Raw genomic sequence first — 15,224 nt, forward strand, 5'->3', positions numbered from 1 at the left:
TCCTCCTCAAAAATGTAAAAGTTTTGTATTTGTGTGAATCGTATGCCTTATCCCAACTGAAATCGCGGTTATACCGCTTGTTCCATTCGGGTCAACACGGTATTAATGCTCCTCGTGCACAGTCGTCTTGGAAATGTAAACCATGGTGAGGATTGTGAACAAGAAAGCTTGAATGGCACCTACGAATAGGCTAAAGCCTTGCCATGCGATCAGGAATGGTGTTCCGACCCAACCTAGCATCAGAATCGTGGCGATCAGAATCTCACCCGCGAAGATGTTCGCATAGAGCCGCAGCGCCAATGTGAGCGGTTTCGCTAACTCCTCGATAATGTTGAGCGGGAAGAAGATCGGGTAAGGCTCGAAATAGTGTTTAAAGTAATGCTTGCGGTTCAGCTTCAGACCCAAGAAATGCACGAGTCCAAAGACGATCAATGCAAGACCTGCCGTAACAGCAAGGTCAGCTGTCGGTGATTTCCACCACGCGATTTCCACATGCCCGCCGTGCTTGTCAAGATCAGCCTGCGTAATGCCCAGCGTTTCATTGACTGAGTGCGTCTCCGTCACAATACCGAACGGAAGACCCAGCAAGTTGGAGATGAAGATAAACATGATAAGCGTCATGCCGAGATTAATGTAAGGCTTTACCTTGCTAAGCGGCATCGTACTAGCAATCGTGTTGTGAACGAAATCAACAACCCATTCCAGAAAGTTCTGCATTCTGGACGGATTATCGACCGACAGGTTGCGCACCGCCAGTCTTGCCAGTACAAACGTGATGATCACGGAAACCGTAATGGCGATGAAAGACGAAATATCAATGGTCAAGCCACCGACGTTAAGCTCTGGAAATAAATGCATACCGTATTTCACCCCTTTCCGCTACAAATTTCGTTTGTTCAAAAAATAGGCGTATGCCAATGTTACAAAGGGCATGAGGAAGCATGCAATCAATGTCGACGGCAGGCTGAATTGTTCCGGGTACTTCTTGGCAACCATAACGACAAGCAGAATAGTCGCTAATCGTCCTGCCAAGCCAAGGCCCATCTTCCGAGGTCCTAGCTCAGTTACCACCTTCCCCATCCAATCCACTCTTCTGCGAAGCAGAAACGTATTCGACAAGCTCGCAGCCAAGCCCAATACCAAACCGGCAGCTATGGTGCGCCATTCCGGCACAACGGCCCAGACGAGCAGGCAGCACGCCGCAAACAACAGAGCCGCCCGGGTTGCCTTCTTCATCACTTCATCCATCGGTGTCCTCCAAGGCTTTCTTGACAATGAGGATGGCTGTGAAGATTCCGGCAGCCAGACCGAAAAGCACGCCGAAAATGATCCATCCCGGCGATCCGCCGCCAAGCCACTTGCCCAAGAATAGGCCGAGCACGGTGCAGATTGCGACATCGAAACCTAAGGCTCCGACCATGGCTAGCGTACGCCACGGGTTATCTCCATTGCTCTTTTGTGTCATGGTTTTTACCCCTGTCAATCCTCATACATTTTATCGGAGCAAAGGAAGGTTTGTCAATTCACTTAAAATAAAACATTCCGTGAACAAGCGGCTCCAAACCCTTGATATCTCTGGCTTTCTCATATTTACCAACCGTACAGTACCACTGTATGCTGTAATGTTTGCGATTTGCCCTCTTCAGGCGGCAACTTATGAACGTTGTGTGAACAGGCTTGGACGTTCCGTACGCCTTCCAAAATGATGCAGGATGGCTTGTACAATCCGAACAGATGCTTGTCCATCGCCATAAGGATTAGCTGCCTGGCTCATCCGTTCATAGAGCGCCGCATCCGTCAACAACGCGCGGGCTCGTTCGTAAACATTCTCTTCCTCCGTGCCTACCAGTTCAAGCGTTCCCGCCTCAATGCCTTCAGGGCGCTCCGTCGTGTCGCGCAGCACAAGCGCCGGCACTCCGAACGATGGCGCTTCTTCCTGCAAGCCTCCCGAATCCGTCATAATCATGTACGAATGCGGGTAGAAGTTGTGGAATTCGAATACGTCGAGCGGGTCAATCAGCTTGATCCTTGGATGGTCGCCCAATATTTCATTAGCAGGCTCGCGTACGGCCGGGTTCGGATGCACGGCGTATACGAACGCCACGTCCTCGAACTCATCTGCAATACGCTTCACGGCGCGGAAGATATTCCGATGCGGCTCTCCGAGCGCTTCGCGGCGATGAGCCGTCATCAGAATCAGTCTTTTACCGCGCGCCCATTCGATGACCGGATGTGAGAAGGAAGGATCTACTGTGTACTGGAATACATCTGTCGCTGTATTGCCTGTGACATAGATGGAGGCTTCCGCTTTGTTCTCACTACGCAGGTTGTCTGCCGAGCGTTCGGTAGGCGCAAAATGCACATCAGAGAGCACGCCGGCCAGCTGGCGGTTCATCTCCTCCGGATACGGGGAGAGCTTATTCCACGTACGCAAGCCTGCCTCAACATGTCCAACTTGAATTTGCTGCAGGAAGGCAGCATAGCTCGCCAAAAACGTCGTCTGTGTATCGCCGTGAACCAGCACGATATCCGGCTTCGACTCGCGAAGCACCGGATCAAGTCCCTCCAGCACACGAACCGTCGTTTCCGTAAGTGTCTGACGATCCTTCATGACATTCAAATCATAATTCGGTACGATTTCGAAAAAGTCGAGAACCTGATCCAGAATTTGGCGATGCTGCGCCGTTACGCAAACAATGGGTTGAATATCAGCTTCATATTTCTGCAGCTCAAGAACTAGAGGCGCCATCTTAACCGCCTCCGGGCGGGTGCCGAATATCGTCATCACTTTCAGTTTAGCCAATCTTTGTCACTCCTATGAAACGCGTTATTTGGTGCCGTACATCCGGTCCCCGGCATCGCCGAGACCCGGTACAATATAGCCGTGGTCATTCAAGCACTCGTCAAGCGCGGCAATGTAGACGTCGACATCGGGATGGGCCTCTTGTACGGCCTTAACTCCTTCAGGCGCAGCAATTAAGCACATCAGCTTAATTTGTGTGCAGCCTCTCTGCTTAAGCGTCTCGATCGCAGCGTTCGCCGAGCCGCCAGTCGCCAGCATCGGATCAATGACGATGAGCAGACGCTCAGTCGCGTCCGTTGGCAAATTGACGTAGTACTCCACTGGAATAAATGTCTCTGGGTCGCGGAACAGTCCGATATGGCCAACCTTGGCGGACGGAATCAGCTTCAGCATGCCTTCCACCATTCCAAGTCCGGCGCGGAGAATAGGCACAATGCCGAGCATCCGCCCGGAAATGACTTTACCCTGCGCTTCCGTAACGGGAGTCGTCACGGGAATGGTTTGCAGCGGAAGATCTCTCGTAATTTCATACGCCATTAAGGTCGAGACTTCATCAACCAGCTCGCGGAAGTCCTTGGTGTTCGTGTTCTTGTCTCTGATGAATGTCAGCTTATGCTGAATTAGCGGGTGATCGCAAATGGTCAATTTGCTCAAAGTATCGTCCTCCTGGGGAAGCTTGATCGCGGACGTGCGACTTCCATGTTTACGATTGATACACAATCTTATTTATTATAGCACCGGATGTTTCTATTTTGCACAACTTCACTTCTTTTTCCGATTTTCTCGCAAAAAAAGGGCAGTCCCATTATTTCGGAACAACCCCCTATCCGTCAAGAACTTTCTTTTGGAGCGGCTTAGCTGCTGCATCCGCCGCCGCATCCCCCGCCTCCGCCAGAGCTGCATGAGGAGCCACCACCGCCGCTATCCCCGGAGCCGCTGCAGGAAGAGCCGTCGTTTCCGCCGGAATCATGGTCACTGTCACTATCGCCATAACTTCCGCAGCCCGAGGCCGATCCTCCGCTGCCGCCATTGACCTGCCGCTGAGCCTCTGTCTGAGCTTCCTCCATCTGACGGTCAAAGTCGTCGGCAGAGCCCATGGAAGAGAAGAACAATGCGCCCGATAAGACCCCTGTCATTATCATGGGATCGTTCAACATCCCGTTATTGCGGTAGGGATCTTCGTAAGACGTCCCCTTCTCCGCCCCGTTTCTTGCGTCAGAAGCAAGCCTGCGTCCGCGTTCGATGAGATAAGCAGCCGTGCTGTTCAAATCCGGATATGCCTCGGCCGCTTTCGTATTGAAGCGGCGCGCGAACAGCTCCTGCTCCAGAGCGAGCTCCAGCTCCTCGATTCGCTCCCGGGCAAGCGGCGTTCGATAGAATGCCCCCCAGAGCTTCGCGCTTGCCGGCAAGATGGTAAACAGCTCGCCGTAAACCCAATCGAACCAAGCACGGTCTGCAGGATCCGCTTTCGCTCCCGGTGCATGCGGCGCATGATGGATAAACGAGCTGCAGAAATTTTTGCAGAACTGCTCATACTCCCATGTAAACATCAGCATTTCATGCCATACATCGTCCACCTTGGCGCTGTACATGGGAACATTCCGAAGCACGCCGCACATCAGAAAATATCTTTTCAGCTCAAACCATCGCCACTGCCAGTCTCTCTCTCCCATACCGGGTTCATTCTTCAGTACACGATCCTTCACCCTGGCTTCAAAATCGGCCGTTAGGGCGTATTCCAGACGTTCGGCCGCTTGCCGGGCTGGATGCCCCTGCGGAACGCCTAATGCTGCTGGCGGCTGGCTTGATGAAGCCGCAGGTCTGCCTGCCGAAGGCTTACGGTAGGAGCCTGTTGATGAACGGCCGCTGCGGCCTTCCCTCTGCTGCCTATTCGAACGCTGGATGAACATGACGACAATGCCAATGATGATGGCAACAACTAACAAACTTCCGAAAGCTCCATCCATGCTTGATCACCTACTTATCGTTGTCTGCTCTAAGCATACCATGAAGAAGATGCGCACTTCTGCCGTTTCGTGTAAATTTTAGCGATCTTTTAAACAAGGATAAGAAGAACTTCCAGCTTGTCCAGCTTATACACAGTTTTATCCACAACCTATGCACAACTATTGATATTCTGTGGATAAACTAAAAACCGCCCCGGGTTCATCCTTTGTTAAGGATGGATCCAGGGCGGTGAACGCTCGTCCTCCGCTAGTTACTGGAGGCTAGGGCAATTAGTATTTCAATGCTGGGTAGAGCGGATACTGTGCAGTCAAGTCTTGTACCATACCGCGCGCTTTGGCCAAGATGGTTTCATCATTCGGATTCTTAAGTGTCATGGCAATGACTTCGGCAATCGTCTTCATGGCTTCTGTACCCATCCCGCGGGATGTAGCTGCAGGAGTACCGATCCGAATGCCGCTCGTAATGAACGGGCTTGTCGGATCAAACGGAATCGCATTCTTATTCGCCGTGATTTGAACGCTGTCCAGCACATGCTCGGCGTCTTTACCCGTGATGTTCAGGTTGCGCAGGTCAATCAGCATCAGATGGTTATCGGTACCGCCGGATACGAGGTTGATTCCTTGCGCGATCAGCGCTTCGGATAATACCTTAGCGTTGTCGACGACATTCTGGGCATATGTTTTGAATGATGGTTGAAGCGCCTCGCCGAACGAAACTGCTTTAGCAGCAATAATGTGCATAAGCGGTCCGCCTTGGGATCCAGGGAACACGGCCTTGTCGATCGCCTGCGCCCAAGCTTTGCGGCACAGGATCATGCCGCCGCGCGGTCCGCGAAGCGTCTTGTGCGTTGTCGTCGTCACGAAGTGGGCATGCGGCACTGGATTCGGGTGAAGACCCGCAGCAACCAAACCTGCGATATGCGCCATATCGACGAAGAACAGTGCGCCTACATCGTTAGCAATTTGACCCAGCTTCTCGAAATCGATAATGCGCGGGTAAGCGGAAGCGCCGGCTACGATCATGCGGGGGCGGTGTTTGAATGCCGCCTTGCGCACTTCATCATAATTGATCGTAAACGTATTCTCGTCAACGCCATAAGCCACGAAGTTATAGAGAATGCCCGATGCATTAACAGGGCTGCCGTGCGTCAAGTGACCGCCGTGCGCGAGGTTCATGCCCAGTACAGTATCGCCAGGCTTGAGCGCTGCCAAGTATACGGCCATGTTTGCTTGCGCGCCGGAGTGCGGCTGAACGTTCACATGTTCTGCGCCGAATAACTCTTTGGCACGATTGCGCGCGATATCTTCGGCGATATCAACATGCTCGCAGCCGCCATAATAACGCTTGCCCGGATAGCCTTCTGCATATTTATTCGTCAGTACGGTGCCCATCGCTTCAAGCACCGCTTCAGAAACGATGTTCTCGGATGCGATCAGCTCAATATTGTCGCGCTGGCGCTGGAGCTCAAGATCGAGTGCCTTCATCAATTCCGGGTCTTGTTTACGCAAATTTTCCATGGTTTAATATCCTCCTTAGTGGTGTCCAATATGTCAGCGCCAGGCCAGCCTCATAACCGCAAGCTGACTGTCAGGCGTGGTTTTAGCCAATCCTACTGCATATTCATCTATTCTTTGGGCTGCACGCTAGTCGCAGGTTCCGCCGGGTGCCTCCGGACTTCCCGGAGCCGGACTGTGTATTGGCGCAGGAGCTCCTGCCGCTTCGAGCGTATACACCGCCCGTTCTCCGCCGATCAGCTTCGGCCGCGTATACGCCATCGTCAGGTGAGCTCCGCCGATCGATTTGATCGAAGACCGAAGCGGCACTGCGACACGACGCAGATGCATGCCGATAAAGGTATCCCCGATATCGAGACCGGCATGGGCATGCACCGACTCCGTTAAGCAAGCATCCTGCAGATGCCTGTACGCATATGCAGCCATGGAGCCGCCCGCCTTCGGTGCGGGAATGGCCGATACCAGCTCAAGATTATACCGTTCCGCCGCCTCGCGTTCCATAACGAGTGCCCGGTTCAAGTGCTCGCAGCATTGGAACACCGGAGAGAAGCCGATTTCTTTGCGTACCGCGTGGATACCTGCGAATATAGCCTCCGCCGTCTCCAGGGTTCCTGACGTGCCAATTCGCTGCCCTAGCACCTCGCTCGTGCTTACACCTACAACGAGCAGCTGGCCGGTACGAAGTTTGGCCGCATCCGCGAGCTCACGTACGACCTGTTCCACATCACGCGCAATCGCTGAGATTAATAGTTGGTCGTCCATCATAGCCGTCCTTAAGATTGAACCGAGTCGGCCGATTCGATACGCATCACTTTGTTAATGCGCCCGATGTGGCGCTCGCCGCCCGAGAACGGGGTGTCCAACCAGATGCGTACGATTTCTTGCGCAAGCCCAGGTCCGATTACCCGCTCGCCCATAGCCAGCACGTTCGTGTCGTTATGCTCGCGCGTCGCTTGTGCAGAGAACATATCATGCACGAGCGCACAACGGATTCCATGTACTTTATTCGCGGCGATCGACATGCCGATACCGGTTCCGCAAATCAATATGCCGCGGTCTGCCTTCCCCTGCGTAACCAGGTCGCAAACCGGAAGCGCATAATCCGGATAATCGACGGATTGCTCGCAATTGCAGCCCACATCTTCGATTTCATGTCCAAGCTTCTTTAGAAAAGGTACGATTTCGTCTTTCAGCCGGTAGCCGGCGTGATCGGCGCCAATAGCGATTTTCATCGAAGTAAACCTCCCGAATGGTCCGCCCGCGAGGACGGATAATGTCGAATCACGATGGTTCCATTATACCCCATTAGCGTAAAAAGACGAAAAAAGAGCAAGACGTGCTATATGCACGCTGCTCTTTGCCCAGGCGACCGGCCGTATGATCCGATGCTCCACCGTGGTTTGATCCACTTTCGTCGCCAGTCACATCGGAAACCGTCTTTAATTGTACCTATCATACCGGATAGAAGCGTGAAAATCAATCGATAACGTTAATTTCCATGCTCATCCAGCTTCTTCAGAAGTTTATTCAGCGCCTGCTCAATTTCATCTGCGCAGCTCTCATAAAGGCCAATCGGGCCTCCGAAAGGATCTGCGATATCAAAGCCCGGAATTCGCTGCTCCAGCTCAATTAAGCGGTCTCTCTCCTCAGCTGAAAGCTGCTGGCCGAGTGCCTGCTTCATATGCCATTCCGTATATAAGGTTTCCAGTTCGGCAATATCGGCTAAAACCGCTACGTCCCTATCCACATATTCCTTCAAGGTAAAGGTTTTATCCACCGCTCCGGGAAACCGCTGCAGCAAATGCTTTTTGTGACTTGTTGTCATCGTGAGCACGAGATCAGCCCAACCGACCATTCCCCCGTCAAGGGCACTTGAGCCTTGGGGATGAGGAATGTTCCGGCGCTGCAGCGCCGTTCTGGCATTCTCGGACACCGGCAGCCCGTCCACAGTTGATACGCCTGCTGATCGGACCTCCAGCTCCAGTCCAAGATTGCGCGAGCGCTCCATAAGCATGGCTTCAGCCATTGGCGAACGGCATGTATTGCCGGTACATACGAACAATATTCGTTTCAAATCAGTCATAGCGGCCTTTCGCTCCTTCTATAACAAATAGGTGCGCACCATAGGCGGGCTCCTCGATTTAACTAAAGTATAAACAATATCCCGAACGTAAACAAAATGACACCGCCGCAAGCTTCGCCGTATTCACCAAGGCTTGTGCTTACCCGGCGGCCCAGCAGCAAGCCCAGGATAGACATCAGCCCGCCGAAAAAACCGAATACCAGCACCGTCAGAACGATATCAGCCGCAAACATGCCCAGCGATATGCCCACAGAGAATGAATCGATACTGACACTGAGGGCAAACAGCAGCATTCCCCACAATGTGCGATGATTGATCGATCGTACCGCTTCTCCACGCATGGAGCTGTATATCATATGTGCGCCAAGCAAGAGCAGGAGTCCGCCCGCCGCGGTTGTCGCTACGCTCCCGAGCAGCGTGCCTACATACTGCCCCGTAAACATACCCATGAGCGGCATCAAAATATGAAAGAGCGCGATAAGTGCGCTTAATTTTAAAACCTCAAGCAGCCGAATACCCTTGAGCCCGATACCAATGCCCAGCGAAAACGCGTCCATGCCAAGCGCAGCCGCCATGATGAGGAGCGTGAGCAATTGGCCGGCCTGCAAGCTCGCTTCAATCATTGTCATACCCCCTGTCCCATTCTCATCCAAGCATATGCGGACAAGAGTGGAAAGATGACGGGGGTGACGCTAGACTCGGACGATGCGGTGTCCTGCGGCTTTGACGAGGCGGTTCATCAAGGCATGACCGATGCCTTCTTCCGGACACGCCTCCGCCCATATACGCTGCGTGCCGCGCTCATCGAATGTTCGGAGAGCAGCATATAGCCCTTGAGCTGCCGTTTCCGGATGAGCCAGACTACCAACGATCACGACATCGTCGGCTTCATATCTAGTTCCGTGCTCGGCAAAGGCAAGTATACCCGCCCGTTCGCCATGCGACTTTGCGGTATTAGCTTGCCCTTGAATGTAAGCTGACACGTTATCGGCATCGCCTATAACGAGCTGCATGAGCCCTTTGGGCGCATAATGGGTGTATTTCATCCCTGGCGAGCGGGGAGTCCCGCCCTTCTCGTCCAGAGCCTTCCTGCTCAAGACTTCTCCCGGAACAGACTCCGCATCATAAATCACATGTCGCGAAACTTCTCGAAGCGCTTCGGCGGTAATACCGCCCGGACGCAGAATGCGCACCGCGTCACCTTCGATCTCGACCACGGTCGATTCAAGACCGACACCAGCGGGACCCCCGTCGACGATCCCGTCGATCCTGCCATCCAAGTCGCCCTGTACATGGTCAGCATGGGTGGGGCTCGGCCGACCGGAGCGGTTCGCGCTAGGCCCGGCAATCGGGCATCCGGACGAAGCAATCAGCTCTAAAGCAATAGGGTGGTCCGGCATGCGCACAGCCAGCGTATCCAGCCCCGCGGTGACGCGAGGCGATACGGCACCAGGCTTCACAGGAAGCACAAGCGTAAGGGGGCCCGGCCAGAACCGCTCCATCAATTTCTTCGCTGTTTCGCCATAAGGGAGAGTAAGCTCGCCCAGCTGCTCCAGATTCGCGATATGGACGATAAGCGGATTGTCCGACGGACGTCCCTTCGCCTCGAAGATGCGCGCCACCGCCGCATCATTGCGCGCATCGGCACCAAGACCATATACCGTCTCTGTCGGGAAGGCAACCGTTCCGCCATTCCGCAGCACCATAGCCGCTTCATTCAGTAGCCCACTTTCCCATTCACTTGTGTTTACACGCCAAACGCGAGTATTTAACATTTGCCCATTCAATCCTTAATCTCACATAGTCAGTTTCTGGACTTATTATAACACAGCTCGTTTTTCAGTCACCCGAACCGATGCCGGTTTGTACAAACTTTCCTTTATTTATTTCTTTTGACAACACCAGAATGCGGTTGTATGATTATCTTCTATTATTTTCATATGTAATTTTATACATAATTCTGGAGGCAACTATTCATGCAAAGCAAGGATGATTTAAAGAACGTCCGTTTCTTACCCATCATGATTGCCATCTTCTTCGGAAGCTTCGTTTCGACATTAAGCGTGAGCACGATTAACATCGCGATCCCCGTTCTGCAGAACCACTTCGACGCCGGGCTTAGTACCGTGCAGTGGACGCTGACGGGATTTATGCTGGCGATGGGAACTTTCGCTCCGATCACAGGGTATTTCGGCGAACGGTTCAGCTATAAACGGCTCTATATTTTTTCGCTTGCCGGCTTCACTGCCGCTTCCATTCTGTGCGCGCTCGCTTGGGACATTCAATCTCTCATCGCGTTCCGGATTCTCCAAGGGGCATTCAGCGGCATCATCACCCCGACTACCATGTCCATTATTTATCAGGTTATTCCGCGCGAGAAACAACCGCTGGCGATCAGCTTCTGGGCGGTCTCATCCATGCTGGCTCCGGCAATCGGGCCAACGTTCAGCGGCTGGCTGCTCGATAACGCCTCCTGGCAGTGGCTGTTCTGGATGAACGTTCCTTTCGGAATTATCGGTGTCGTGCTGATCATTCCATTCATCCCGTATTACCGCTTAAATATCCCGAAGTCCTTCGACCTCATCGGTCTCGTAACCGTCGTTATCAGCAGCTCCTCTCTTCTGGTCGCCTTGTCGCAAGGCCACTCCTGGGGATGGACCACGTGGAAAACGATCACGTTATTCATCGTCGGTATCGTATTCCTGGCCTTGTTCATCTGGCGTGAATTAACCGCCGAGACGCCGCTGCTCGATCTGCGCGTACTCCAGAACTGCCGCTATACGATTTCACTGATCGTCACGATTATCATCACAATCAGCCTATACTCAGGAACGTTCCTGACCCCGGTCTTCCTCCAAAATATACAGCATGTCTCGACGCTCGATACCGGTCTTATCCTGCTGCCGGCATCGCTGATCATGGCGATCACGGTGCCGTTCATCGGGAAGCTCTACAATTCGGTCGGGCCTCGCGTCCTGCTGCTGATCGGCGTCGTTCTGATGGCTGCCGGGACACTGCCGTTAAGCTGGCTGAGCGTCGATATTCCGCATGGCTATATCGTGTTCTGGATGATTGTGCGCAACCTGGGCATCGCTTTCGCGATGATGCCGGCGAGCAACGCGGGCATGGAGCTGATTTCGCGGCATATGAGCGGGCACGCGTCCTCAATCAGCAATTGGACGAGGAATGTGTTCGGCTCATTCGCGATCGCAATCTTCACGTCGATGCTATCGTCTCGCTCCGTGTCGCATGCGGCGGATCTCGTCCAATCCGGTGCCACGGATAAGCAGACCATCAGCATGCTATCCTTCACGATGAGCGTAAATGACGTGTATCTGGTTGCCACGATTATCGTGCTGGCCGCGCTGCCGATTAGTCTCTGGATTCGAAAAGTGCGCCCCTCCGAGGCAAGCGAGAAGCAAGCCGCTAAAGAGGCAACGGCCTCCGCATAGCAAAAGATTGAAAGGCTCATCCCAAGCGCGGGGTGAGCCTTTCCTTGTTAGCGTGCTGCTTGGGTTACAAGAAGCACCTATATCATGAGCGCGCATATTTTCCACGCTGAGTTTGCTAATTTGCACTAGCTAAATAGGTTTTTGAAGAAATTGAGAATGGACTGAAGGATTTCCCACAGAAAAAATTTCACTTCCGGATCGGCGTCAGCGTTTGAATCTGCGCTTGCTTGTCCGGCGGCTTGGGCTTGACCAGCGTCTGCCGCTGCTGTTACTGCTGCTGCGCCGGAAGCTTCACCGCTCACAGCATCCACGAAGCACAGGGGTGGAAACAAGACGCACCACCAGTTCTGGCCTTGGCCGCTGCCCAACGTAATACGAAGCGCTTCGTAGTTGCCGGCAGGATATACCGTATTTCCGTACATTTTGGTCGGGAAGGGCACAACGCCCAGCTCGGCTTGGAAGCTGTATGTAAAGCCGCGTGCACGCAGCTCATCTGCCACTACCTGCCCGATTTCTCCCATCCGGGAGCGAATCGTGTCACGGGCCTGCTCGATCGTCTGCGGACCATCCACCCAGCTGCCCATCTCCGCAACGACGGCGTCGCGCACAAAGCGTTTTACCGCTTGATCGGCCGGGGCATCGGAATTAGCCAGAATGCGAAGCCGGATCGATTCTGTTGGAATTTCGCCGCCAGCAATTGCCGCATCGGCCTGGAGGCCTTCCCAGCTCATAAGAAGAATGGCAATCACGAACAACAAGTAACCGTACGATGGGCGATAAGGAAAACGAGAATAAGTGCGGATCATATACACAAGCTCCTCTACAGGCACCCGTCGGTGCACTCGGCTTGCGTCCCGGAACGTCTATAACCCTAGTATGTCCGGCAGCTCTCGCATCTAAACCTAGCAATTCGATGAAAGGTTAATAGATTATTCTGAGATTCCTGTAAGACAACGGCATGCGCCGTGTGAAGCTTATAAAATAGAGGAACAGCTTCTGACGTTCTAATCTTCCAAACTTGATGAACAGCTCCTAATCTTCTAAACCATGAATAATGGCCCGCGTATTGTGAGCTTCTATACAAAAAAACGGCTCGCTCCGTGTGAAGCTTCTCGATTGTTCAAAGCGAAAAGCCGAAAAAAGCCAGCCTTGGCGGCTGGCCGTGATCGATCGAATGTGTCATGTTTGGAATCAGTTCTTACCCATATAATCCTTCAGCAGGGCAATAATCGTATCATAATCATTGATTGTCGGCGGCTTGTCAGCAGCGCTATCCTTGTAGCCGAATCTTAATTGCTCACGCCAAAATTCCGCCAATTCAAGCGCCGTACTCTTCGTTTCCGTGGTGATCGCAAGGTCTGCTCCCGAGGTCAGCAGAAACTTGACGACCTCAACACGGCCATTCGCAGCCGCATTGTGCAGCAGCGTATAACCGGCGTAGTCCGCGCTGCGTGTATTAATATTCATCCCATGCTTGAGGAATAATTCAACGATTTCCACCGAGTCATCCGCAAATGAAAAGATCGCAGGCCCCAGAGGCCCAATGAGCACCTTCGGATCAGCGCCGCGCTGCAGCAGCTTCTCGACCTCCGCCGTTTCATGACCGGTGACAGCCTTATACAAGTCGTTCTGATCAGCCGAAAGCATCCAGACCACATTCAATCCGCCTTTGTACAGCTCGACAGCTCCACCGCTCGCCGTGCCGGCGAATCGAAGCGGAATATAGGTGGTGTCATTCTTAACGACTGGAGCCAGCAGCAGCGTCTCGGCTTTTCCGTTGACGGTGGCCGACTTGGATCCAAGGTTAAAGACGATTTCACTTTCCGTATTGGATCCTGTCACTTGGTTGGTCTTCGCATTCCATGAGACGCGAAGGCCCAGCCGTTCGAATACCGTCCGAAATGGAACCATGGTCGTCCCATTTTGCAGGAATGGCGGGTTAGACAGCTTCAGTTTTGTTCCGTCGATTACAATATCGAACAAGGGCGTTGTCGTTTCTTCTGCGGCAGACGCAACCGTTTGCGCGGACAGGATCGTCAAGATGAGAGCCATTGCTACGAGTTTGATCTTCTTCATACCGCACCTCCATATCGATCGCCTTGCTGACAATGAGGTTATCACACCCTCCCTCCCGCGTCTATTCCTCTTTTTGGACAACCTGAGGTAGAACGCGAAATAAGGGACTGTTTCCGGTGGTTTGGAAACAGTCCCTTGCAGGCGAAACGCTTACTGCCGCCGCAGCAGCAGTAGCTATTGAATGGGCTCGATTGCCATCACGTGGCGGTCGATCCCGGCATAATCGCGGATGGTGCGGATCTCGCGCCATGGCCCGCACTGCCGGAGCAGGTCCGCGACGGCCTCCGCTTGGCCGAGGCCGAGCTCGAAAGCGACGATCCGCGGCATTGCGGCCAGCAGCGGCAGCTGCGCGATGATGCTGCGGTAGGGCGCGAGGCCGTCCGCGCCCCCGTCCAGGGCGAGGCGCGGCTCATGATCGCGCACCTCGGGCTGCAAGCCCGCGATGTCTCCAGCCGGAATATACGGCGGGTTGGAGACGAGCACATCGATCCGCAATCCAGCGGCGGGCTCATCATCGCCGGATGCGTCCGTGCCTGCCTCGTGCCGCCGGATGAACGGCACGAGCAGGTCGCCCTGCACGAACGCCATGCGCGGCGCAGCGCCATGGCACTCCGCGTTCGTGCGGGCGACCGCCAGCGCGTCCGGCGACAGATCGGACGCGCACACGCGCCATTGCGGACGCTGCGCAGCAAGCGTCACGCCGATTGCGCCGCTGCCGGTGCCGACGTCCAGCACCGTCGGCCCGGCGCCGCTCCAGCTAGCCGCTGGTGCCCCGGCATCGCTGCCGGCCGCGCTCGCAGCGGCATCTCCTCCCGCCTCCGCGGTACTTCGCGCGGCATCCGGCCAGAGCTGGTCGGCGGCTTCAAGCACTGCCTCGATCAGCAGCTCCGTCTCCGGGCGCGGAATGAGCACGGCCGGCGTCACCGTGAACGGCAAGCCATAGAACCACTGCTCGCCGATAATATATTGCACGGGTTCGCCGGCAGCCTTACGCTGCACAAGCTCGTCCCATTCCGCGCGGCGCTGCTCCGGGAAGGGCTCCTGCCAATCGCGCAGCAGCGCCGCGCGCTCGATGCCGAGCATATGCATGAGCAGCAGCTCCGCATTCGCCCGCGGCTCGCCGATCCCGTTCTCCTGCAAAAACAAAGAAGCCTGCATGCAGGCTTCCCTAAGCGTTACCGAAGCTTGCCCCGACTGGCTGCCTGCTTCGTTACCGTCCAATCTGCGCTCCATGTAACAGCGCCCCTCTCTCTATCGATCGTACTCCTGCGGCGGCTGGAATCAGCAAACGGCCGCACTTGCACTTATCGGTTAACCCGCATACGCCC

At 54.3% G+C, this 15,224-nt stretch carries 16 protein-coding genes and 1 riboswitch; of the genes, 1 reads left to right on the top strand and 15 read right to left on the bottom strand.

What is annotated here, in order from left to right; all coding sequences use genetic code 11:
- Positions 1-102 precede the first annotated feature (102 nt).
- The 12 genes from atpB to NNL21_RS24745 all read right to left on the bottom strand — a co-directional run bounded on the left by atpB (position 103) and on the right by NNL21_RS24745 (position 10,143).
- Positions 103-858 (bottom strand): F0F1 ATP synthase subunit A, encoded by a 756-nt coding sequence (atpB, locus tag NNL21_RS24690; protein ID WP_204820088.1) that lies wholly within the window; start codon positions 856-858, stop codon positions 103-105.
- Between the two features lie 21 nt (positions 859-879).
- Positions 880-1,248: an ATP synthase subunit I gene (locus tag NNL21_RS24695; protein ID WP_204820089.1), complete on the bottom strand. Its 369-nt coding sequence runs from the start codon at positions 1,246-1,248 to the stop codon at positions 880-882.
- Complete coding sequence (locus tag NNL21_RS24700; protein WP_204820090.1) at positions 1,241-1,465, bottom strand: AtpZ/AtpI family protein; 225 nt, start codon at positions 1,463-1,465, stop codon at positions 1,241-1,243. Before NNL21_RS24700 ends, NNL21_RS24695 begins: the two co-directional genes overlap by 8 nt.
- A gap of 189 nt (positions 1,466-1,654) precedes the next feature.
- Positions 1,655-2,803 (bottom strand): non-hydrolyzing UDP-N-acetylglucosamine 2-epimerase, encoded by a 1,149-nt coding sequence (gene wecB / locus NNL21_RS24705; RefSeq protein WP_305880944.1) that lies wholly within the window; start codon positions 2,801-2,803, stop codon positions 1,655-1,657.
- 24 nt (positions 2,804-2,827) lie between these two features.
- Positions 2,828-3,457 (bottom strand): uracil phosphoribosyltransferase, encoded by a 630-nt coding sequence (upp, locus tag NNL21_RS24710; protein ID WP_204820091.1) that lies wholly within the window; start codon positions 3,455-3,457, stop codon positions 2,828-2,830.
- Positions 3,458-3,657: 200 nt separating this feature from the next.
- Complete coding sequence (locus NNL21_RS24715; protein WP_204820092.1) at positions 3,658-4,770, bottom strand: UCP032817 domain-containing protein; 1,113 nt, start codon at positions 4,768-4,770, stop codon at positions 3,658-3,660.
- A 270-nt stretch (positions 4,771-5,040) separates the two neighbouring features.
- A complete protein-coding gene (gene glyA / locus NNL21_RS24720; RefSeq protein WP_204820093.1) occupies positions 5,041-6,288 on the bottom strand; it encodes a serine hydroxymethyltransferase in 1,248 nt (415 codons plus the stop codon).
- Between the two features lie 126 nt (positions 6,289-6,414).
- Positions 6,415-7,047, bottom strand: a complete 633-nt coding sequence (locus tag NNL21_RS24725; protein WP_204820216.1) for a TIGR01440 family protein — start codon at positions 7,045-7,047, stop codon at positions 6,415-6,417.
- Positions 7,048-7,058: 11 nt separating this feature from the next.
- Positions 7,059-7,517, bottom strand: a complete 459-nt coding sequence (rpiB, locus tag NNL21_RS24730; protein ID WP_204820094.1) for a ribose 5-phosphate isomerase B — start codon at positions 7,515-7,517, stop codon at positions 7,059-7,061.
- A 120-nt stretch (positions 7,518-7,637) separates the two neighbouring features.
- Positions 7,638-7,720, bottom strand: a riboswitch (ZMP/ZTP riboswitch).
- Between the two features lie 54 nt (positions 7,721-7,774).
- The gene (locus NNL21_RS24735; RefSeq protein ID WP_309145354.1) at positions 7,775-8,368 is read right to left on the bottom strand and encodes a low molecular weight protein arginine phosphatase; all 594 of its coding nucleotides are present in this window, start codon (positions 8,366-8,368) and stop codon (positions 7,775-7,777) included.
- Positions 8,369-8,430: 62 nt separating this feature from the next.
- Positions 8,431-8,991: a manganese efflux pump MntP gene (locus NNL21_RS24740; protein ID WP_204820095.1), complete on the bottom strand. Its 561-nt coding sequence runs from the start codon at positions 8,989-8,991 to the stop codon at positions 8,431-8,433.
- A gap of 69 nt (positions 8,992-9,060) precedes the next feature.
- The gene (locus tag NNL21_RS24745) at positions 9,061-10,143 is read right to left on the bottom strand and encodes an L-threonylcarbamoyladenylate synthase (RefSeq protein WP_204820096.1); all 1,083 of its coding nucleotides are present in this window, start codon (positions 10,141-10,143) and stop codon (positions 9,061-9,063) included.
- Between the two features lie 201 nt (positions 10,144-10,344).
- On the opposite strand from NNL21_RS24745, the gene NNL21_RS24750 reads away from it, so the two are divergent.
- Positions 10,345-11,820: an MDR family MFS transporter gene (locus tag NNL21_RS24750; RefSeq protein WP_204820097.1), complete on the top strand. Its 1,476-nt coding sequence runs from the start codon at positions 10,345-10,347 to the stop codon at positions 11,818-11,820.
- 125 nt (positions 11,821-11,945) lie between these two features.
- On the opposite strand, the gene spoIIR is transcribed toward NNL21_RS24750, so the two are convergent.
- The 3 genes from spoIIR to prmC form a co-directional block, all read right to left on the bottom strand.
- On the bottom strand, positions 11,946-12,626 hold the full coding sequence (gene spoIIR, locus NNL21_RS24755) for a stage II sporulation protein R (RefSeq protein WP_204820098.1): 681 nt from the start codon (positions 12,624-12,626) through the stop codon (positions 11,946-11,948).
- Between the two features lie 385 nt (positions 12,627-13,011).
- Complete coding sequence (locus NNL21_RS24760) at positions 13,012-13,896, bottom strand: stalk domain-containing protein (RefSeq protein WP_204820099.1); 885 nt, start codon at positions 13,894-13,896, stop codon at positions 13,012-13,014.
- Between the two features lie 174 nt (positions 13,897-14,070).
- Positions 14,071-15,129 (bottom strand): peptide chain release factor N(5)-glutamine methyltransferase, encoded by a 1,059-nt coding sequence (gene prmC, locus NNL21_RS24765; protein WP_204820100.1) that lies wholly within the window; start codon positions 15,127-15,129, stop codon positions 14,071-14,073.
- Positions 15,130-15,224: the final 95 nt, after the last annotated feature.

Source organism: Paenibacillus mendelii, assembly GCF_024498075.1.
Classification (GTDB): domain Bacteria; phylum Bacillota; class Bacilli; order Paenibacillales; family Paenibacillaceae; genus Paenibacillus_Z; species Paenibacillus_Z mendelii.